Origin of the sequence: Haemophilus seminalis (genome assembly GCF_006384255.1) — a bacterium.
Classification (GTDB): domain Bacteria; phylum Pseudomonadota; class Gammaproteobacteria; order Enterobacterales; family Pasteurellaceae; genus Haemophilus; species Haemophilus seminalis.
Map to the genome: position 1 here is coordinate 106,042 of NZ_VCED01000006.1, position 21,290 is coordinate 127,331.

General features: G+C 36.8%; 21 protein-coding genes and 1 tRNA gene. 15 read left to right on the forward strand and 7 right to left on the reverse strand.

The genetic code is table 11. The features are described 5' to 3' along the window. The first annotated feature begins 86 nt into the window (after window positions 1-86). From add to bioD, 3 genes are all read left to right on the forward strand, one after another. The gene (gene add / locus FE813_RS08550) at window positions 87-1,115 is read left to right on the forward strand and encodes an adenosine deaminase (protein WP_139990226.1); all 1,029 of its coding nucleotides are present in this window, start codon (window positions 87-89) and stop codon (window positions 1,113-1,115) included. 3 nt (window positions 1,116-1,118) lie between these two features. Further along, on the forward strand, window positions 1,119-1,385 hold the full coding sequence (locus FE813_RS08555) for a YcgL domain-containing protein (protein ID WP_139990227.1): 267 nt from the start codon (window positions 1,119-1,121) through the stop codon (window positions 1,383-1,385). A gap of 101 nt (window positions 1,386-1,486) precedes the next feature. Then, entirely contained in the window at window positions 1,487-2,218 is a 732-nt protein-coding gene (bioD, locus tag FE813_RS08560; protein ID WP_139990228.1) for a dethiobiotin synthase, read from the forward strand. A gap of 29 nt (window positions 2,219-2,247) precedes the next feature. Here bioD and FE813_RS08565 read toward each other — a convergent pair whose 3' ends face one another. After that, window positions 2,248-2,811: a YceB family lipoprotein gene (locus FE813_RS08565; protein ID WP_139990229.1), complete on the reverse strand. Its 564-nt coding sequence runs from the start codon at window positions 2,809-2,811 to the stop codon at window positions 2,248-2,250. A gap of 78 nt (window positions 2,812-2,889) precedes the next feature. Here FE813_RS08565 and FE813_RS08570 point away from each other — a divergent pair, with 78 nt between their 5' ends. The 8 genes from FE813_RS08570 to FE813_RS08605 all read left to right on the forward strand — a co-directional run bounded on the left by FE813_RS08570 (window position 2,890) and on the right by FE813_RS08605 (window position 10,611). Then, on the forward strand, window positions 2,890-3,612 hold the full coding sequence (locus FE813_RS08570; protein WP_139990230.1) for a BUD32 family EKC/KEOPS complex subunit: 723 nt from the start codon (window positions 2,890-2,892) through the stop codon (window positions 3,610-3,612). Beyond that, entirely contained in the window at window positions 3,609-3,746 is a 138-nt protein-coding gene (locus FE813_RS08575; RefSeq protein ID WP_139990231.1) for a hypothetical protein, read from the forward strand. Before FE813_RS08570 ends, FE813_RS08575 begins: the two co-directional genes overlap by 4 nt. 102 nt (window positions 3,747-3,848) lie before the next feature. Continuing rightward, window positions 3,849-3,925, forward strand: a tRNA-Met gene (locus tag FE813_RS08580). 186 nt (window positions 3,926-4,111) lie between these two features. Next, on the forward strand, window positions 4,112-4,567 hold the full coding sequence (rimP, locus tag FE813_RS08585; protein ID WP_139990232.1) for a ribosome maturation factor RimP: 456 nt from the start codon (window positions 4,112-4,114) through the stop codon (window positions 4,565-4,567). A gap of 17 nt (window positions 4,568-4,584) precedes the next feature. After that, a complete protein-coding gene (nusA, locus tag FE813_RS08590) occupies window positions 4,585-6,072 on the forward strand; it encodes a transcription termination factor NusA (protein WP_139990233.1) in 1,488 nt (495 codons plus the stop codon). An 11-nt stretch (window positions 6,073-6,083) separates the two neighbouring features. Then, the gene (gene infB, locus FE813_RS08595) at window positions 6,084-8,618 is read left to right on the forward strand and encodes a translation initiation factor IF-2 (RefSeq protein WP_139990234.1); all 2,535 of its coding nucleotides are present in this window, start codon (window positions 6,084-6,086) and stop codon (window positions 8,616-8,618) included. Between the two features lie 149 nt (window positions 8,619-8,767). Then, the gene (gene pyrD, locus FE813_RS08600; RefSeq protein ID WP_139990235.1) at window positions 8,768-9,787 is read left to right on the forward strand and encodes a quinone-dependent dihydroorotate dehydrogenase; all 1,020 of its coding nucleotides are present in this window, start codon (window positions 8,768-8,770) and stop codon (window positions 9,785-9,787) included. Continuing rightward, entirely contained in the window at window positions 9,787-10,611 is an 825-nt protein-coding gene (locus tag FE813_RS08605) for a PHP domain-containing protein (protein WP_139990236.1), read from the forward strand. The genes pyrD and FE813_RS08605 overlap by 1 nt, the downstream gene beginning before the upstream one ends. Before the next feature lie 35 nt (window positions 10,612-10,646). Here the strand turns inward: FE813_RS08605 and FE813_RS08610 are convergent, their stop codons facing one another. Beyond that, window positions 10,647-11,540, reverse strand: coding sequence for a LysR family transcriptional regulator (locus FE813_RS08610; protein WP_139990237.1), 894 nt, complete (start codon window positions 11,538-11,540; stop codon window positions 10,647-10,649). Window positions 11,541-11,635: 95 nt separating this feature from the next. Between FE813_RS08610 and topA the strand changes: the two genes are divergently transcribed. After that, complete coding sequence (gene topA, locus FE813_RS08615) at window positions 11,636-14,242, forward strand: type I DNA topoisomerase (protein ID WP_139990238.1); 2,607 nt, start codon at window positions 11,636-11,638, stop codon at window positions 14,240-14,242. Between the two features lie 95 nt (window positions 14,243-14,337). On the opposite strand, the gene FE813_RS08620 is transcribed toward topA, so the two are convergent. Then, window positions 14,338-14,820, reverse strand: coding sequence for a Dps family protein (locus tag FE813_RS08620; protein ID WP_048953185.1), 483 nt, complete (start codon window positions 14,818-14,820; stop codon window positions 14,338-14,340). Between the two features lie 273 nt (window positions 14,821-15,093). On the opposite strand from FE813_RS08620, the gene cdd reads away from it, so the two are divergent. After that, window positions 15,094-15,972, forward strand: coding sequence for a cytidine deaminase (cdd, locus tag FE813_RS08625; protein WP_139990239.1), 879 nt, complete (start codon window positions 15,094-15,096; stop codon window positions 15,970-15,972). A gap of 93 nt (window positions 15,973-16,065) precedes the next feature. Here cdd and FE813_RS08630 read toward each other — a convergent pair whose 3' ends face one another. The 3 genes from FE813_RS08630 to ttcA all read right to left on the reverse strand — a co-directional run bounded on the left by FE813_RS08630 (window position 16,066) and on the right by ttcA (window position 17,655). Continuing rightward, window positions 16,066-16,275, reverse strand: a complete 210-nt coding sequence (locus tag FE813_RS08630) for a TOBE domain-containing protein (RefSeq protein WP_005631673.1) — start codon at window positions 16,273-16,275, stop codon at window positions 16,066-16,068. A 107-nt stretch (window positions 16,276-16,382) separates the two neighbouring features. Then, complete coding sequence (locus FE813_RS08635) at window positions 16,383-16,712, reverse strand: TusE/DsrC/DsvC family sulfur relay protein (RefSeq protein WP_139990240.1); 330 nt, start codon at window positions 16,710-16,712, stop codon at window positions 16,383-16,385. 1 nt (window position 16,713) lies between these two features. Next, window positions 16,714-17,655: a tRNA 2-thiocytidine(32) synthetase TtcA gene (gene ttcA, locus FE813_RS08640; protein WP_139990241.1), complete on the reverse strand. Its 942-nt coding sequence runs from the start codon at window positions 17,653-17,655 to the stop codon at window positions 16,714-16,716. A gap of 443 nt (window positions 17,656-18,098) precedes the next feature. On the opposite strand from ttcA, the gene FE813_RS08645 reads away from it, so the two are divergent. Then, on the forward strand, window positions 18,099-18,887 hold the full coding sequence (locus FE813_RS08645; RefSeq protein ID WP_235898327.1) for an AraC family transcriptional regulator: 789 nt from the start codon (window positions 18,099-18,101) through the stop codon (window positions 18,885-18,887). On the opposite strand, the gene FE813_RS08650 is transcribed toward FE813_RS08645, so the two are convergent. Beyond that, window positions 18,884-19,441 carry a YbhB/YbcL family Raf kinase inhibitor-like protein gene (locus FE813_RS08650; RefSeq protein ID WP_139990243.1) on the reverse strand — a complete coding sequence of 186 codons (558 nt, stop codon included), beginning with the start codon at window positions 19,439-19,441 and terminating at the stop codon, window positions 18,884-18,886. The genes FE813_RS08645 and FE813_RS08650 overlap by 4 nt on opposite strands. Before the next feature lie 472 nt (window positions 19,442-19,913). Between FE813_RS08650 and mukF the strand changes: the two genes are divergently transcribed. After that, window positions 19,914-21,248 (forward strand): chromosome partition protein MukF, encoded by a 1,335-nt coding sequence (gene mukF / locus FE813_RS08655; RefSeq protein ID WP_139990244.1) that lies wholly within the window; start codon window positions 19,914-19,916, stop codon window positions 21,246-21,248. Window positions 21,249-21,290: the final 42 nt, after the last annotated feature.

Below are 21,290 nucleotides of genomic sequence, written 5' to 3' on the forward strand. Positions count from 1 at the left end.
CTGCAATTGCAGCCCGTTTTTTCCTGTGTTGATCTTCTTACTGTTTCTCAATAAAATCTAGCGCAATTTTTATTTGGTGGATCATTATGATGAAAAATATATCAAAATATGCTTTGATAGACCTCCATCTTCATTTGGATGGTTCGCTTTCTCCTGAATGGATTTTTGAGTGGGCAGAAAAACAAAACATCAACTTACCTGTAAATGACATTGAATCACTTCTTAGATTAATTTCAGCGCCCAAAGATTGTAGTGATTTAAATCAATATTTAAATTGTTTTGCAATTCCCGTTTCTTTATTACAAACACAAGATTCCATTTCTTCTGCGGTTTTTGACTTGGTAAAACGTCTAGATAAACAAGGTGTAGTTTATGCTGAAATTCGTTTTGCACCACAACTTCATACAAAAAAGGGATTAAATCAATCAGAAGTGGTGGAAGCCGCATTAGTTGGCTTAAAACAAGGACTGAAAAATACCGCACTTTTTAAAGTAAATTTAATTTTATGTTGTTTAAGAGGAATTGGCTCTTTAGAAAATAACTTAGAAACTATTAATATAGCCAAAAAATATCTGACTATAAAAGATGCTGGGGTCGTTGCGGTGGATTTAGCTGGACCAGAGGCAGGTTATCCAACCCAAAATTTTTCCCAAGAATTTCAGCTTGCTAATCAACTTGGTATTCCTTTTACGATTCATGCAGGTGAAGCAGCTGGGGCCGAAAATGTGCAACAGGCAATCAATCTTGGTGCTAGTCGTATTGGACATGGTATTCGAGCGGTAGAGTCTGAGCAAGTTATGTCTGATTTAGCTATAAAACATATTGCAGTAGAGATGTGTCCTTGTAGTAATTTACAGACAAAAGCAATTGATAATTTAAAAAATTATCCACTTAGAATTTTTTTACAAAAGGGGATTATGGCAACGCTAAATACAGATAATATGACCGTATCGCAAACTGAAATTAAACAGGAATTTGAATTATTAGAGTCTGATTATCAATTAACTGAATTTGAAGCAAAAAAATTGCTGAATAATGCTATTAATGCATCATTTCTTAGTATAGAAGATAAAATTGCATTAAAAACATATATTAATATGAAAGGAATAGATTAATTTATGTTGTGTGCAATTTATAAAAGTAAAAAGAAACCAGGAAGTTATTTATATTTAGAAAAACGCGATGATTTTTCTTCTTTGCCAGAAGCACTGTTAGAGCAATTTGGTAAACCTGAAATCGTGATGATGTTTAATTTATTAGGCTCAAAAAGATTGTATTCTGTAGATAATCAAGAGATTTTGGAAAAAATTAAACAACAGGGATTTTATTTACAGATACCTAAACAGGATGATGGTTTATTTAATAGTTTGAGTGAGATCAAATAATCTGTTTATTTTTAAATCTAAAAAGCAAAAGTTTGCGTTACCTCAATTTCTTTCTTCAAAAATTCTTTTAAAATCGCCCGCACTTTTTTAAGGAGAACGAAATGAGTAGCTTTTTTGTTGCTGGGACTGATACTAATGTGGGAAAAACCACTGCTTGTCGAGCAATTATACAAGCCTTACAAAATAAGGGTGTTCAAATAGTAGGATATAAACCTATTGCCTGCTGTGGTGAGGAGGGGGGGTATCCTACAGTTCAAGTTGAGAAAAATGATTCAGATTATGACAGTTTCAGCAATTCTGATGTTTTAACATTGATGGCTTCAACAAATCAGGATGTAAAGTATCAAGATATTAATAGCTATACATTTACTCATCGTTTTCCGATGCTTACAGAAGATAGAACGAGAATTAAGTTAGAGAAGATTAATCAGGATCTTATGCGTTTAACTTCTCAGTATCAGTCTGTTGCGGTAGAAGGATCCTTTGGATTAGTGACTCCGATGTCAGAGGAAAAAAGTTTTGCAGATTGGATTGTTTCCCATAAAATGCCTTTAGTGCTTGTAGTGGGAATTAAAGATGGTTGTGTTAATCATGCTTTATTAACAGTTCAAGCAATTCAACAGCTAGGCGTACCTTTATTAGGATGGGTAGCCAATCGTATTAATCCTTTATTAGGTCATTATGCCGAAATAATTAGTCTTTTAGAGAAGCACATTGAGGCACCTTTATTAGGACAAATACCTTATTTACATAAACCAGAAGAACAGGAATTAGGGCATTATTTAACAAATATTGAACGTTTGATGTATATGAAAACGGAATTGGTTAAATAAAATTCTTAATAAAGAGTACTACTTGTTATTTAAAAAATTCCTGTATCCAATGTAAGTTTACCTTGTTCAATTAAAATCTTTTTTGCAAATTTTTTGATAAGAACATCACGCATATTGTTTTTATCTAATGTATAAACAGGAATGTTCTCCAGTAATCTAGCGATATTCTCATTTAAAAAAGGCATGATTGTTTGCATTTGTTGCATATATTGCTGTGGTTCTCCTGACCAACGTAAAATACGCATTTTCTTTAAATAAACCGCGCCTTCTTCAGGATTATAATAAGGAATTGTATCGAAGGTCAGATTTAATTTCCCGGGCAATTTTTTATTGCCAAATTGAAATAAACCCTCTAAAGTACCGCTCATTTCTACGCGTTTATCATTAGTTTGTCCAATTTTGGTACTCAAATTTCTTACTTGATAATCAAGAAAAAATAATCTGGGTAAGCCAAATTTATCCGCAATAGCGCCCTTCTCTTGTAGATATTGATTAATTTGAGATTCAGTTATTGAAAAAGGTGAGGCCGATATATTAGGGGATACTGCTAAAATAGACGTTAACGTAAGAAATAATAATTTAATTTTTTTCATATTTAATTTTTAGTTAAGTTAAAAGCAAAATAAAATGGTGGACAAATATACCACAAATAGCAATGGAGTGATGTAGTAATGAGCCCTGAATTTAAAGAATATGTTAATCAATTAGTTATAGCTCATCGTGATGAAAGAATTTATCCTTTTCAATATGAAGGCAAGAAATTTTGGTTGAAGCAACCTGAAAAGTTGAAGGGGATTTGGCTACTATTGAAACCGTATCCGAAGCAATCTTTTAAAAAGGAATTACAAACTTTGTTGAATCTTGCTGAAAAAAAAGCACCTGTTCCAAAAGTCTCTTATCATAATGAGGATTTTTTTGTATTGGAAGATGCGGGAATCACTTTATCACAATGGTTATGTGATAAGAGTGCAAATAATCAGCAAAAATTTTCTATCATTTATGATGCTTGTCTCGCTTTGATTGATTTACATGCTAAAAATCTGGTACATGGCCGTCCTGCTATTCGAGATATTACTTGGGATAAGGGAAAAGTTACTTTTCTTGATTTTGAATCTCGTTCAAGTAGTCAAAATCAAAATTGGTTAATCGTTCGAGATATGCTATTTTTCTTTGATAGCTTATGTCGAGAAGAAGATATTTCGAATACTTTTATTCAAAAAGTTGCCTTGTATTATCAAGCGCATTGTGATTCCGAAAATTGGCATAATATGATTATATATTTGCAGCGTTTTCGCTGGATTTACTATCTTTTGTTACCTTTTAAACCTATTGCAAAGACAGACTTAATTGCCGTTTATCGATTATTTGAAATTTTATTAATAAAGGAAAAATGATGAAGAAAACACTTTTTATTATTGTATTATCAAGCATATTAGCTGCTTGTACTGTAGGTGATGGCGTCAGTGCTGGCGGCGGAAGCAACGGCGTTGGATTAGGACTAGGGATTGGCTCTGGTATTCGATTCTAGTGATGATGAAAAGTGCGGTAAGTTTTGACAAAGTTTTTAAGGAACTTGTAAAACTTCTTGCATTTTAAATTTTTATTACTATAATGGAACCCATATTTCGGACGCGGGGTGGAGCAGCTTGGTAGCTCGTCGGGCTCATAACCCGAAGGCCGTCGGTTCAAATCCGGCCCCCGCAACCAATAATAAGTTCAGTAAAAGAACCCCAGTATTGGGGTTTTTTTCTATAAGAAATTTAATAAAAACTGGGCTTAGGTTCCTGTGAACCTAACCCTTTTTTTATGCCTAAAATTTTTTGTAGAAGTTTTTAGATTAATCAAAAGAAGTAATTTTGACTAAAAACTGACACTATAGTATAGGAGTAGAAATTGGCTACATTAGAACAAAATTTACAAGAAATGCTACAAGGCGCAGTAGAGGATTTAGGCTGTGAACTTTGGGGTATTGAATGTCAACGTGCAGGCCGTTTTATGACTGTGCGTTTATTTATTGATAAAGAAGGTGGCGTGACTGTCGATGATTGTGCAGATGTAAGTCGTCAAGTGAGCGCAATTTTAGACGTGGAAGATCCAATTGCGGATAAATACAATCTAGAAGTGTCGTCACCAGGTTTAGATCGTCCGCTATTTACCTTGTCACAATTTGAACGCTATATTGGGCAAGATATCGCCGTGCATTTGCGAATTCCAGTGATGGAACGCCGTAAATGGCAAGGTAAGTTAGAGCGTATTGAAAACGATATGGTTATTTTAATCGTGGATGGTCAGGAACAAGTTTTAGTCTTTGGTAACATTCAAAAAGCGAATGTTGTTGCAAAATTTTAAAAGGAGTAAAAGAAAAAATGAGTAAAGAGATTTTACTGGCGGCAGAAGCCGTATCCAATGAAAAGTTATTACCACGTGAGAAAATTTTTGAAGCGTTAGAAAGTGCGATTGCGCTCTCTACCAAGAAAAAATACGAATACGAAACTGATATTCGTGTATCAATCAACCCAAAAACAGGTGATTTTGATACTTTCCGTCGTTGGTTAATTGTTGACGAAGTCAAAGTGCCAACGAAAGAAATCACTTTGGAAGCGGCACAATTTGAAGATCCAAATCTTCAAATTGGCGATTATGTAGAAGATCAAATCGAATCTATCGAATTTGATCGTATTGCAATGCAAACAGCACGTCAGGTCATTAGCACTAAAATTCGTGAAGCAGAGCGTGAAAAAGTGGTTGAACAATTCCGTTCAGAAGAAGGTAAAATTGTAACTGGCACGGTGAAAAAAGTTACTCGTGATAATATTATCCTAGATTTAGGAAATAAAGCAGAAGCCATTATTGCCCGTGAAGATATGCTTCCTCGTGAAAATTTCCGTCCAGGTGACCGCGTACGTGGTGTGCTTTATAAAGTGAACCCTGAAGGCAAAAATGCACAATTATTTGTGACGCGTTCTAAACCAGAAATGTTGATCGAATTATTCCGTATTGAAGTGCCTGAAATTGGCGAGGAAATGATTGAAATTCGTGGGGCGGCTCGTGATCCTGGCTCCCGCGCTAAAATTGCTGTGAAATCAAATGATAAACGAATTGACCCAGTTGGCGCTTGTGTAGGTATGCGTGGTGCGCGTGTTCAAGCCATTACCAATGAACTTGGTGGTGAGCGCGTTGATATCGTACTTTGGGATGATAATCCGGCACAATTCGTGATCAATGCAATGGCACCAGCTGATGTGTCTTCTATTATCGTTGATGAAGATAATCATTCTATGGATATTGCAGTTGAAGCAGCTAACCTGGCACAAGCAATTGGTCGTAATGGTCAAAACGTGCGTTTAGCAACACAGTTAACCGGTTGGACACTAAACGTAATGACCACTGATGATTTAAATGCAAAACATCAAGCAGAAGATAATAAGGTGTTAAATTTATTTATTAATGCCTTAGAGCTTGATGAAGAATTTGCACAAATCCTTGTAGAAGAAGGCTTCACAAGTTTAGAAGAAATTGCTTATGTGCCAATGAATGAATTGACAGCAATTGATGGTTTAGAAGATGAAGATCTTGTAGAAGAACTTCAAACTCGAGCTAAAAATGCGATTACAGCTGCAGCAGTTGCTGAAGAAGAGGCATTAAAAAAAGCAAATATTGAAGATCGCTTATTGAATTTAGATGGCATGAATCGCCATGTGGCATTCAAATTAGCTGAAAAACAAATTACTACTCTCGAAGAACTCGCCGAACAGGGTGTAGATGATTTAGCAGATATTGAAGAATTAACAGCAGAACAGGCAGCTGATTTAATTATGGCTGCACGTAATATCTGTTGGTTTGGCGAAGAATAAGGAGAGTAGTAATGACTGAAGATGTTAAGGCTGATGCGCCAAAAAAATTAAGCATTCAACGCAGAACAAAAACAACAGTTAGCAGCACAACAACTGGCGGTAAAAGCAAAGAAGTACAAGTAGAAGTACGTAAAAAACGCACAGTAAAAACTGATATTGCTCAACAAGAAGAAGCAAAATTAAAAGCGCAGCAAGAAGCGGAAGCGAAAAAAATTGCGGAACAAAAAGCAGCAGAAGAAAAAGCTCGTTTAGACGCTGAAAAAGCGGCAGCTAAGAAAGAAGCTGATGAAAAAGCAAAAGCTGAAAAAGCGAAAGCAGAAACAGCTAAGCCAGCAAAAAGTGCGGTAGATTCTAAAGCTAAATCGATTGATCCTGAAAAAGAGAAACGTAAAGCAGAAGAAGCTGAACTTCGTCGTAAGGCTGAAGAATTAGCTCGTCAAAAAGCAGAAGAACAAGCTCGCCGTGCAGCAGAAGAAGCGAAACGTTATGCTGAAGCAGATGATTCAGACAATGAATCTTCTTCTGAAGACTATTCTGATTACAACTTAAGTTCAAGATACGCACTTGAAGCAGAAGATGAAGAAGATCGTCGTAACGAAAATCGTGGCCGTGGCAAAAATAAAGTAGCGAAAGCGAAAAAAGGCGGTCGTGACGATGAAAATAGCAAAAACTTGAAAAACGAGCGCGAATCTAATCGTAAAAATCAAAAAGACGCTAAGTTTGGTAAAGGTAAAAACGGCAAAAAAGGTGCCGCACTTCAACAAGCCTTTACTAAACCAGTTCAAGCTGTAAAAGCGGATGTTGTCATTGGTGAAACCATCACCGTTGCTGAATTAGCGAACAAGATGGCTGTAAAAGCGACTGAAATCATCAAAACGATGATGAAGATGGGCGAAATGGTGACAATCAACCAAGTTATCGACCAAGAAACCGCTCAATTAGTAGCAGAAGAACTTGGCCATAAAGTGATTCTTCGTAATGAAAATGAGCTTGAAGAAGCGGTATTAGGCGATCGCGATGTAAACGCAGAAAAAGTAACACGTGCACCAGTTGTAACCATCATGGGTCACGTTGACCACGGTAAAACCTCTTTACTTGACTATATTCGTAAAGCGAAAGTGGCAGCAGGTGAAGCAGGGGGGATTACCCAACATATCGGTGCGTATCACGTAGAAATGGATGATGGCAAAATGATCACCTTCTTAGATACTCCAGGACACGCTGCGTTTACATCTATGCGTGCGCGTGGTGCAAAAGCAACAGATATCGTTGTTCTTGTTGTTGCTGCCGATGATGGTGTGATGCCTCAAACTATCGAAGCGATTCAACACGCAAAAGCAGCGGGTGCACCTTTAGTGGTTGCAGTAAATAAAATCGATAAACCAGAAGCAAACCCAGACCGTGTTGAGCAAGAATTATTACAATATGATGTAATTTCTGAAAAATTCGGTGGTGATGTGCAATTCGTTCCAGTATCTGCGAAGAAAGGTACAGGGGTTGATGATTTATTAGATGCAATCCTACTTCAATCTGAAGTGCTTGAATTGACTGCTGTAAAAGACGGCATGGCAAGTGGTGTAGTCATTGAATCTTACTTGGATAAAGGTCGCGGCCCTGTAGCAACTATCTTGGTTCAATCAGGTACATTACATAAAGGTGACATCGTACTTTGTGGTTTTGAATATGGCCGTGTGCGCGCAATGCGTGATGAAAACGGAAAAGAAGTGGATGAAGCAGGTCCTTCAATTCCGGTTGAATTATTAGGTCTTTCAGGTGTGCCAGCAGCGGGTGATGAAGCAACCGTTGTACGTGATGAGAAAAAAGCACGTGAAGTGGCGTTATATCGTCAAGGTAAATTCCGTGAAGTGAAATTAGCTCGTCAGCAAAAAGCGAAACTTGAAAATATGTTTAGCAATATGTCTGAAGGCGATGTGGCTGAATTGAACGTCATTGTGAAAGCGGACGTACAAGGCTCCGTAGAAGCGATTGTTCAAGCGTTAAATGAGCTTTCTACCAATGAAGTAAAAGTTAAAGTTGTTGGTTCTGGTGTAGGTGGTATTACTGAAACTGATGCAACTTTAGCTGCAGCATCTAATGCCATTATTGTTGGCTTTAACGTTCGTGCTGATGCGTCTGCGCGTCGTGTCATTGAAGCGGAAAACATTGATTTACGTTACTACTCAATCATCTATGAATTGTTGAATGAAATTAAAGCTGCAATGAGCGGTATGTTAGAGCCTGAATTTAAACAAGAAATTATTGGCTTAGCTGAAGTTCGTGATGTATTCCGTCATCCGAAATTTGGTGCAATCGCAGGTTGTATGGTGACCGAAGGTGTAGTGAAACGTAATAACCCAATCCGTGTATTACGTGATAACGTCGTTATCTTTGAAGGGGAATTAGAATCTCTTCGCCGTTTCAAAGACGACGTATCTGAAGTTCGTAACGGTATGGAATGTGGTATCGGCGTGAAAAACTACAACGATGTAAAAATCGGTGACCAAATCGAGGTATTTGAAGTGGTTGAAGTTAAACGTTCAATCTAATACTAGATAATTTATGTAGGGCATAGTGAGATATGCCCTTTTTATTTGCAGATTATTATCCTTAACCTTAAAATACACATGATTAAGTAAGCTTTATTAAAAATTCTCCTTTCTTTATTACAGTAAACTATCCTGAGAGATAAACGCGTATGTATAAATTATTTCGATATGCCATTTTCCAAATGGATGCTGAAAAAGCCCATGATTTTACTCTTCAGTGTTTAAAAATGACTGCTCATCCATTATTTTATCCACTTTTTAAATCACTCATTGATGCGCCGAAAGGTTTATCTAAAACAGTAATGGGAATAAATTTTTCTAATCTTGTTGGTTTGGCGGCAGGAGCGGATAAAAATGGTGAGGCAATTGATGGTTTCGGCATGCTGGGGCTTGGGTTTATTGAAGTGGGTACGGTAACACCATTTGCTCAGGATGGTAACGCAAAGCCTCGTCAATTTCGTTTAATAGAAGCTGAGGGTATCATTAACCATAATGGATTTAATAATAAGGGTATTGATTATCTGATTGAAAATGTAAAAAACACCCATTATAAGGGGGTGATAGGCATTAATATTGGCAAAAATAAATGGACCCCATTGGAAAGAGGCAAGGACGATTATATTTTCTGTTTAAATAAGGCTTATAATTATGCAGGTTATATTACAGTGAATATTTCATCACCTAATACGCCAGATTTGCGTCAATTACAATATGGTGATTATTTTGATGATTTATTAAAAGAGATTAAATCTCGCCAATCAGTCTTAGCTAAACAATATAATAAGTACGTACCTATTGTAGTGAAAATTGCACCAGATTTGAATGATGCTGAACTTGTCCAAATTGCAGATGGGTTAATCCGTCATAAAATCGATGGGGTGATTGCCACAAATACGACCATTTCCCGTGACAATGTCACTGGATTAAAATATTCAGAACAAGAAGGTGGATTAAGCGGAAAACCCTTACAATATAAAAGTACAGCCATTATCAAACGATTACATGAAGAATTACAAGGGCGTATCCCAATTATTGGTTGTGGTGGTATTGATAGCGTATCAGATGCACAAGCTAAAATGAACGTTGGGGCAACATTACTGCAGATTTATTCGGGGCTAATTTATCATGGTCCTAAATTGGTTGCGGAATTAATAAGAAACATAAAATAATGACAAAAATATTTGATTTACATTGCCATAGTACGGCATCTGATGGTGTACTTTCACCTCGTGAAGTAGTTCTACGTGCTCATGAACAAGGCGTAAATGTACTAGCATTATGCGATCATGATACAGTTGATGGCATTGATGAGGCACAATTAGCGGCAAAAGAAATAGGGATCAAACTAATTACAGGCGTTGAGATTTCAACCAACTGGGAGGGGCGCGGAATTCATATCGTTGGGTTAAATTTTAATAAAATGCATCCAAAAATTACCGCACTTTTGGAAAGTCAAAAAATACTACGTGCTAAAAGGGCAATTGAAATTGGTACAAAATTAGAAAAGGTAGGTATACCGAATGCTTATAACGGTGCAAAATTATTCGCCAATGGAGAGGTTACACGCGCACATTATGCACGCTATTTAGTGCATATTGGTAAAGTATCAAATGATGGACAAGCCTTTAAGCGTTATTTAGGACAGGGACAATATGCTTTTGTTAAATCACAATGGACTGATATTCCCACTGCAATTGAAGCTATTCATGCGGCAGGCGGCATCGCCGTTATTGCCCATCCATTACGCTATAATATGACAGGGAAATGGGTACGTAAGTTAATGGCCGATTTTAAAACCTGGGGTGGTGATGGTATGGAAATGGCAGATTGCGGTACAACAAAGGATCAGCGTCAAATGCTTACACGATTAGCAGGTGAATTTAAATTCGTTGGTTCAGTAGGGTCTGATTTTCATTTTCCTTGCGGATGGATTGAATTAGGAAAAAATTTAACCCTAATGGATGAAGTCACCCCGGTTTGGACGTTATTTTAGTACGTAGGACAAGTAATATTTGCCTATATATTTAATTAGATCTCATTACACAAACCTAATCCAGATAAAAACTCAATAAATGCCCGCACTTTTATTGGTAAATGTCTTCTGTTCGGATAGACCACATGAATTTCTAATTTTTGTTGTTTATATTCCGGTAAGACTTCAATCAGTTCACCTTTTTCAAGAGATTGACCAATAATAAATCTCGGTAAATTCACAATGCCTAGTCCTGCTTTTGCCATTTCTAATAAGGCTAAACCACTATTGCTTACCACTTTGGATTGGATTTTGAAACGTTGTGTTTGATTTATGTGTGAGCCAACCCAATTTACGTGATTCATTGCATTTTTATAAAGTAAGCCATTGTGATGTTCTAAATCATCAGGTGTTTGTGGGATGCCATTCGCCTCAAGATAGCTTGGTGACGCCACAAAGTGTAGCGTATTTGTGCTGATTTTGCGTGATACTAGAGAACTGTCCGCCATATGGCCGATACGTAATGCAAGATCATAGCCTTCTGCCACAAGGTCAATTTTTTTGTCATTAAACTCAATTTCAACATGTAGATTAGGATGTTCGGCAATAAATAGCGGTAAATTCGGTACGATAAAAAGTAAACCAAAATCACGAGGAACAGAAATAAGTAAATTTCCTTGTAATGAGCTAGTGAGGTGAGTGATGCTAGAATCAGCTTCATCTAAATCAAGCAAAATTCCTTGGCAGCGTTGGTAATACATCATTCCCGCTTCAGTAGGTATAATTTTTCTGGTGGTACGTTGTAACAATCGTGTTTTTAAATGTTCTTCTAACTGTGAAACTAATTTGCTTGCCATTGCCACAGAAATATTTTGTTGCTTTGCTGCCAATGTAAAACTTTGGGTTTCAATGACTTTGCAGAAAATAGAAATCGCGTTGAGTTTATCCATTTATAGAGCTTTTTTGAAAAAATGCTTGATTTTGCCTACATAACTTTGCACTATACCCCCAATTTTACAAAATTCTAGTGATATTAGGTAATCAAATGAGTAAATCCTTGGTGATTGTGGAATCGCCGGCAAAAGCAAAGACCATCAATAAATATTTAGGTAGCCAATATGTGGTGAAATCTAGTGTTGGACATATTCGTGATTTGCCGACGGTTGGTTCTGGTACAGGTGAAAAAGCTAAACCAATTTCAACCAAAGGTATGGATGCCGAAGAAAAAGCAAAAATTAAGGCTGAAAAGGAACGTAATGCCTTAGTTAAACGTATGGGGATTGATCCTTATCACGATTGGAAAGCAAATTATCAGATTTTGCCTGGTAAAGAAAAAGTAGTTTCCGAATTAAAATCGCTTGCTAAAAAAGCAGATCATATTTATCTCGCAACCGACTTGGATAGAGAAGGGGAAGCGATTGCATGGCATTTACGCGAGGTGATTGGTGGCGATGATGAGCGCTTTAGTCGAGTAGTGTTTAACGAAATCACTAAAAATGCCATTAAACAGGCTTTTGAAAAGCCTGAACAATTAAATATGGATCGAGTTAATGCACAACAAACTCGTCGCTTTTTAGATAGAGTAGTGGGCTTTATGGTATCTCCGCTACTTTGGAAAAAAGTCGCTCGCGGGCTTTCTGCTGGTCGAGTTCAATCGGTTGCGGTTAAATTATTAGTAGAACGTGAGCGTGAAATTAAAGCGTTCCAGCCTGAAGAATATTGGGAAGTTGCGGTACTTACGAATAATCAGAATAAACAAGCTATACGCTTGGATGTCACGGATTATAAAGGCAAGAAATTTGATCCAAAAAATCAAAAAGAAGCGCAAAGTGCGGTAGATTTTCTGAATGTTTCAGATTACGTTGTCACAGATTTGGAAACTAAGCCGACAAGTTCTCGTCCTAGAGCGCCATTTATTACATCAACGCTTCAACAAACTGCAAGTACTCGCTTGGGATTTGGCGTTAAAAAAACAATGATGTTAGCCCAACGTTTATATGAAGCGGGTTACATTACTTATATGCGTACGGATTCAACCAATTTGAGTCAAGATGCGCTTAATATGGCACGTAGCTATATTGAAAATCATTTTGGTGCACAATATTTACCAGAAAAACCAAATTTCTATTCAAGTAAAGAAAATGCGCAAGAGGCACATGAGGCTATTCGTCCATCTGACATTCGAGCATTGCCTGAATCCTTAGAGGGAATGGAGAAAGATGCGGTACGCCTTTATGATTTAATTTGGCGTCAATTCTTAGCATGTCAAATGCCACCAGCGCAATATGATAGCAGTACATTGACTGTGTCAGCTGGCGATTATACCTTGAAAGCAAAAGGCCGAATTTTACGTTTTGATGGTTGGACAAAAGTATTGCCACAGATAGGCAAAAATCCTGAAGATCAAGAATTGCCTTCAGTTGCTGTTTCAGAAAAACTTGCCTTAAAAGAAGTGCAACCAACCCAACATTTTACTAAACCACCTGCTCGTTTTACTGAAGCGGCTTTAGTAAAAGAATTGGAAAAACGTGGTATTGGCCGTCCTTCTACTTACGCGGCAATTATTTCTACTATCCAAGAACGTGGCTATGTTCGTACTGAAAATCGTCGTTTCTATGCGGAAAAGATGGGCGAAATTGTGACTGATCGCCTCAATGAGTCTTTTGGTGAATTAATGAATTACGATTTCACCGCGAATATGGAAGATACTTTAGATAAAATCGCCTCTGGTTCGGTGAATTGGAAAACTGAATTGAATCAATTCTTCAAGGATTTTTCTAGCCAGCTTTCTAAAGCTGAATTGGATGAACTTGAAGGCGGTATGCGCCCAAATAGCCTTGTGGAAACAGATATTAAATGCCCAACCTGTGGCAGAAAAATGGCAATTCGTACGGCAAGTACAGGGGTATTTTTAGGATGTACAGGTTATGCATTACCGCCAAAAGAGCGGTGCAAAACGACGATTAATTTAATTCCTGAAGCGGAATTACTGAACGTTTTAGATGAATCTTCGGAAACCAAAGCATTAATGGATCGTAAACGTTGTACAAAATGTGGAACGGCAATGGACAGCTATATAATCGATGCCCATCGTAAAATCCATGTTTGTGGTAATAATCCAAATTGTGATGGATATTTGATTGAAGAAGGCTCATTCAAAATTAAAGGTTATGATGGCCCTGTTGTTGAGTGTGATAAATGCGGTGCGGATATGCATTTAAAACTTGGTCGTTTTGGCAAGTATATGGGATGTACAAATTGTGATAACACGCGCAAAATTTTGAAAAATGGCGAAGTCGCCCCACCGAAAGAAGAGCCTGTACATTTCCCTGAGTTAAAATGCGAAAAATCTGATGCATATTTTGTATTGCGTGACGGTGCGAGTGGTGTATTTATGTCAGCACATAACTTCCCGAAATCCCGCGAAACACGCCCGGTTAAAATCGCTGAACTTGTGCAATATCGTGAGCGTCTACCTGAAAAATTAGCTTATTTAGCCGATGCACCACAAAAAGATCCTGAAGGGAATGAAGCGATTGTTCGTTTTAGTCGTAAAGAGAAGAAACAATATGTGACTTCTGAAAAAGATGGAAAAGCGACGAAATGGATTGTTGATTTCACCAATGGAAAATGGGTTGAACGAAAAAAATAAGAAGAAAAGTGCGGTAAATCACTGCACTTTTTAGTATATAAAGAAGAAAAAATAAAAGCCCGCAATGGCGGGCTTATTCGATAGAACTTTATAAATTAAGCATGACAGGTTTGACAAGCTGCTTGGAACATCCACACTAATTTTTCTTGTTCTTTAATGTAATCACTCATTTGTGAAGCGGTACCTTCATCATCTGCTTCACCTGCTAGGATAAGAATTTCACGTTGTTGTTCTAGTAGTGTTTTTAGGCCTTGTAATGTACCTGATAAACATTCTTGTGCATTGCTTACAGCGATATCTTCTTTAATGCGTGAAACTTCTAAATATTGGCTATAAGCATTATTCGGCACATAGCCTAATGTAAGAATACGTTCTGCAACTTCATCAACTTTGGTGATTAAATCGGTATAAATTTCTTCAAATTTTGCATGTAATTCGAAGAAATTTACACCTTTAATATTCCAGTGGTAGCCACGTACATTTGTGTAGAAAACTTGATAGGTGGCAAGTAATTCATTTAGTTTATTTGCTAATTCAGCTGATTGAACTTTATCTAAGCCTATTGATGTTTTTGACATAGTATTTTCCTTCTATCAATGTTAATAATTTGAGCTAATGCTCTCCCTTTGTTGAGAGTCATTATACGTCCTTAAAATATACTGTGAAATTGTTCTATTCAATAAAATTGATAGTTATTGGCTATATGTTAACAAAATGTAATAATTTAAATCTATCAAATTAAGTGATCCAGATCACAGTTTTAAGGAATATTTAGTGAGACACTCGCAGTAAGTAATAAATTTTGTTCTAATAAGTAACATGTATTTTCGATGTTTTAAAAAGGATAATTTATGCAAGAACTTATTAAAAATGCATTACCACAAGAAAATATAATGAATCAAGCGATTGTAGAAGCACTTCGTTTACAACATTGGGCAGGCTTTTTAAGCCACTCACAAGTGTTACAACTTTGTCGTGATTTTGAATTAACACCATTAAAACTTGCGATACATTTATTACCAATTGCGGCCTGTTATAGCCATACAGCAGTTTCTCATTTTAATGTTGGTGCAATAGCGATTGGTGAACAAGGAGACTTTTATTTTGGTGCCAATCAAGAATTTGCAGGAAAAGCGATTCAACAAACTATTCATGCGGAGCAAAGTGCGATTAGTCATGCCTGGTTACGTAATGAAAGCCGAATTACGGATATAGTGGTGAATTATACGCCTTGTGGTCATTGCCGCCAATTTATGAATGAATTAGATGGCGCTGATAAATTATCAATTCACTTACCACATAGCCAAAATAATTTATTGCATACTTATTTACCTGATGCATTTGGTCCTAAAGATTTAGATATCGAAACACATCTTTTAGCGAAAGAAGAGCATCATTTAGCAGCAGACTTCCAAGATCCGCTTATAAATCATGCAATTTTAGCCGCTAACCAATCCCATTGTCCTTATTCGCATAGTCCACACGGTATTGTGATTTTATTTAAAGATGGAGATATCGTAACCGGACGCTATGCGGAAAATGCTGCATTTAACCCAAGTTTACCCGCTTTGCAAACTGCACTTAATTTTGCTTATTTAAATGATAAAAAATTAAGTGAAATTGAAAGGGTTGTGATGGTTGAAAAAGCACTTACACTAAGTCATCGAGTCATGGCAGAATCTTTATTATTGGGTCTGTCAGCAATTAAATTAGAATATATCGCATTATAGAAATTTAAAGAACTATCTTGTCATTATTATAAATATATGAAAAAGCCGCACTTTAAAAGTACGGCTTATTAAGTTCTATCTTTATGGGAGAAATTATTCTACGCCAACCATTACAGAAGTTGCTTTGATGATTGCATATGCTTCTTTACCAACTTCTAAGTTTAATTCTTTAACTGCTGCTAAAGATACAGTAGAAGAAAGCACGTTACCGCCACCGATATCGATGTGAACGATTGCGTTTACTGAACCGTTTTCGATTGAAACAACTTTGCCTTTTAATTGGTTTCTTGCACTAATTTTCATAACATTTCCTTGTTAGTTAGGGTTTAAAAGAGCCTATATATTATCTTACAAAAAGACAGTCGTAAATAAACCTAGAGTTTAAAATTCTCAAAAAATTGACCGCACTTTTATAGGCATTTGGCAGGTTTTGGCAAGCCTGCTAGTTTTGTAGCTTGTTTTGCGGGGCCTTCAGGAAATAAGCGTTGCAGATAACGGCTATTACCTTTATCTGCCCCAAGCTTTTCCGCCATTGCTTTTACCAACATACGGATGGCAGGGGATGTGTTATATTCCTGGTAAAAGTCTCGCACGAAGTAAATTACTTCCCAATGTGCATTAGTTAATTCAATACTTTCTACCTGGGCAATAGCTCGAGCGACATCTTCGTTCCATTGTTGGCTATTAAGCAAATAACCATCTTTGTCAGTTTCAATTTCCATTCCATTGATATTCAACATATTAATTTACTTCTTTAAAGTTAATCATTTCGTTGTTTGAAAAATCAGTTTGATCTTCGTCCTCAAATTGCATTGGCGTGATTCGTTCTTCATCAAATGCGGTATCGCCTTCAATGCCATCAATTAGTTGTCCATGTTTGATTCCCTTGAAATCAAATAATTTCGGATCACACATATATGACAATGTAATGTTTTGCATTGCGCTGAACATAGTTTCTAAGCGTCCCGGATATTGGCGATCCCAAGTATTGAGCATTTCTTTTACGACTTGGCGTTGAAGATTTGGTTGTGAGCCGCATAGGTTACAAGGAATAATCGGAAATTCTTTCGCGATGGCATATTTTTCAATGTCTTTTTCTTTGCAGTAAGCAAGCGGACGAATCACAATTTGTTTACCATCGTCAGAAATCAATTTAGGTGGCATGGATTTCATTTTGCCGCCATAAAACATATTTAAAAATAGTGTCGCTAACATATCGTCTCGGTGGTGTCCTAAAGCGATTTTGGTTGCACCAAGTTCTGTGGCAGTACGGTATAAAATTCCACGGCGTAGGCGAGAGCAGAGTGAACAGGTGGTTTTTCCCTCAGGAATTTTTTCTTTCACAATTCCGTAAGTATTTTCTTGTACAATTTTGTAATCTACGCCAATGCTTTCTAAATATTCAGGCAATACGTGTTCTGGAAAACCCGGTTGTTTTTGATCGAGGTTCACCGCCACAATATCAAATTTAATTGGTGCACTTTGCTGTAAATTCAACAAAATATCGAGAAGCGTATAACTGTCTTTTCCTCCGGATAAACACACCATGACTTTATCCCCATCTTCAATCATCCCAAAATCCGCAATGGCGTTGCCTACATTACGGCGAAGACGTTTTTGTAATTTATTGAAATTATAGGTTTGTTTTTTTTCTTGTTGGGCTAACTGGGTTAATTCGCTCATTCTGTTATCTTTAGTTATTCATGAAAGGCGCACATTATACGTGAAAAATTAGAGCAAGATCGCATTTTCCTAAAATTTAGGAGTAATATCTTCTTAACTATAGATGATCAGATCTAATCTGACAATAATGGCATTTTAATCATAGAGAAATAAAATCTAGAATTTCCATTTCAAAACAATAAGTTAAGGGGGGGCTAGTTATCTAGTACAATCCTAAACTATAAACTTGTTAGATTCTCTATAATCTTCTCCGTCTATTTGATTACATAACGGAATGATACTTTTATCTGTCTAGTGAGTATTTATTTGTACGCTGAAAATAGCTATAGGTAGCAGATTATTCTAAATGATCCTTCATTTAAAAATAGAGGAGAGTGTTTAGCATAATCTAGAACATTCATAAAAAATTACTTAAAATGACCGCACTTTTACAAGGAATTTTTATGCCCATTCGTCCTAATTTTGCTGAAAAAAGTACTATTATACAAAGACATAAATTGAAACTAGATAAATCCTATTTTACGCAACCTACCGTTATTTGGGTTAGGCGTGGTAGGAAAATTTTGCGTTGGATAAATGGAGAGAAAATTATCCAAGCTGGTGAAATGGTAATGTTGGCAGGAAATCAACGCTTTGATGTGATTAATGAACCTGATGAACTAGGTGTATATCAAGCGGATTGGTTATCTATTGATAATGCAGCGGTTGAGAGATTTTTTGGACTGTTTTCGGAGCCAAAACCCTTTGAAAGCCTGTTTCACTTGCCTGTACATCCTTTTATGCAGCAAGCTTTTTCGATTGTTTCAAAAGCACTTTCCAGTGATGAAATTCCAGATCGTATTGTGGAAATTCGCTTGTGGGAATTGTTGGCTTGGTTGTCTGAACAGGGGGGTATCTTTAATCCCTTTTCTACCCCTTCTTTAAAGTGTCAAATTAGTAAGAAAATTTCAGAAAATTGTGAGTATCACTGGAAAATTGGTGATATTGCAAAATCATTAAATACCAGTGAAGCTACATTGCGCCGTCATCTCGCCGCAGAAAAAACATCGTTTCGGGAAGTATTAACCACAGTTCGAATGATGCGAGCGTTGAATTTGTTACAACTCACTCAACGCCCAATTTCACAAATCGCCTATGAAGTTGGCTATGAAAGTCATTCACGTTTTTCCGTGAAATTTAAACAACATTTTGGCTGCTCTCCCTTAGAGGTTCGGCAATCAAGTGCTGTTTAACGACTATGTTCCACAATAATAGAAGCTTCGGCAAGGGCATTAGCTTTAGTAAAATAACCGACTACAGCAGGCATTGTATCTGCCGTCACATTTGGTAAGGTTTCTACACTTACTGCTGTGACTTTAATTTCGTAACGGTGTTTTTGTCCTTCGAGTGGACAAGCTCCGCCAAAGCCTGGCACGCCAAAATCAGTGCGAGTTTGCAGCGCACCTTGTGGTAAATTAGTACCATCAGCTTTAATGCCTTCAGGAAGAGCGGTCGTATTTGCAGGAATATTTACAACGACCCAATGCATCCAGCCAATGCCTGTTGGTGCATCTTTATCATAGATCGTCACCACAAAGCTTTTCGTCCCTTTCGGAGCATTTGCCCAAGAAATCGCTGGTGACAGATTTCCTCCATTGCAACCAAAACCATAATCGGCACTTAACAAGTTTTTAGCGTGAAATCCGTGTTTAGGTAAATCTGGCACATTAATGCTAAAAACTGATGAGTTGGCACAAGATGTACCAGCAATAAGTGAACAAAATACTGTTGAGATCATTTTTTTCATGATTTTTCCTTTTCTTGATGTACATGAGGTATCAGTATAGGAAATCTTATTAACTAAAATTGTGCAAAAACGCTCAAATATTTTTTATTTCTGGTATTTTTTGAAAATTTTCTGAAAAATTAAATTCTTTCTTTTATTTTACCAACTACCACTTTTCACAGCAGAAATCTCCTGAAATGAATTATCTAAAGTATTATATTTTTAGAAATCTATAATTATCTTTATTTTTTATCTATATGCATTCGAAAAAAGAAAGTATGAAAAGTAGATTAACAATCGCTTCTTATTCCAATGAATTTAGAAATGAGTTATTGATAGATTTAATGAGCGGGCAATAAATAGGTAATATTTGTGTTTCTCCTGCATGAAAAATAGGAAAGTGCGGTCAATTCAAAAGAAGATTTTTAAGATCCGCAAAAAATCCTGTATAATCTTTCCAATTTTTTGTTCAATTTTAACGCTTTGCAATTCAATGATTGAAACATCCCAAACTATTCCTGAACTCATCTCTTGGGCAAAAGATCGCGAGTTTTCTTTGAATTTACCTACCGAGCGCTTGGTTTTCCTGCTAGCGATTGCAATTTATAACAACGAACGTTTAGACGGCGAAATGTTAGAAGCCGATCTTGTGGATATTTTCCGCCACACGATGAATGCTTTTGAGCAATCCACCGATGCTATCGCTACGCGCGCCAACAATGCCATTAATGAATTAGTAAAACAGCGTTTGTTAAACCGTTTTAGCAGCGAGTTTACCGAAGGGTTAGCCATTTATCGTTTAACGCCATTGGGTGTAGGCGTATCTGACTATTATATTCGCCAGCGTGAGTTTTCTGCATTGCGTCTTTCAGTGCAACTTTCCATTGTGGCAGATGAAATTCAACGCGCTTCTGATTCTGCAGAAGAAGGCGTGGAGAATAATGAAAGTGAACATTATTGGCGTCGTAATGTATTTGCGCCATTAAAATATTCCGTTGCAGAGATTTTTGATAGCATCGATCTTTCGCAGCGCATTATGGATGAAAACCAGCAAAGTATTAAAGATGAAATTGCAGAGCTTCTTACTAAAGATTGGCAAGCGGCGATTTCAAGCTGTGAACGTTTATTAGATGAAACATCTGGGAATTTACGCGAATTACAAGATACGCTAAATGCCGCAGGGGATAAACTTCAAGCGCAATTATTGCGTATTCAAGATTGTGTGATCGGGCGTGATGATTTGTATTTTATTGATCAATTAATTACCAATTTACAATCTAAACTTGACCGAATTATTAGTTGGGGACAACAAGCCATCGATTTATGGATTGGTTATGACCGCCATGTACATAAATTTATTCGTACTGCCATTGATATGGATAAAAATCGCGTGTTTTCACAACGTTTACGTAATTCTATTCATCATTATTTTGATCATCCTTGGTTCTTATGGACAGCGCAAGCTGAGCGTTTAGTCGATCTGCGCGATGAAGAAATGGTGTTGCGTGAAGATGATGCTTTAGGTGAATTGCCGGAAGAATTGCAATACGAATCCCTTTCTGATTTACATGATCAAATTGTAGAGCATATGCAAGGCTTACTGATTGCTTATCGTGAAAATAATCGTCCGATTGATTTGACTTTAGTGTTAAAAGAACAACTGGAAAATTATCCACTTTCTCATCATTTTGATGTGGCTCGAATCATTGTTGATCAAGCAGTACGCCTTGGTATGGCAAATGATGATTTATCGGGTATTTATCCAGATTGGCAAGCAATTAATGAACGTGGCGCAGAAGTGCAAGCGCATGTAATTGATAAGTATTGATTTTAAGATAATTTAAAAGCTAATTTCGTCGGAATTACTTCT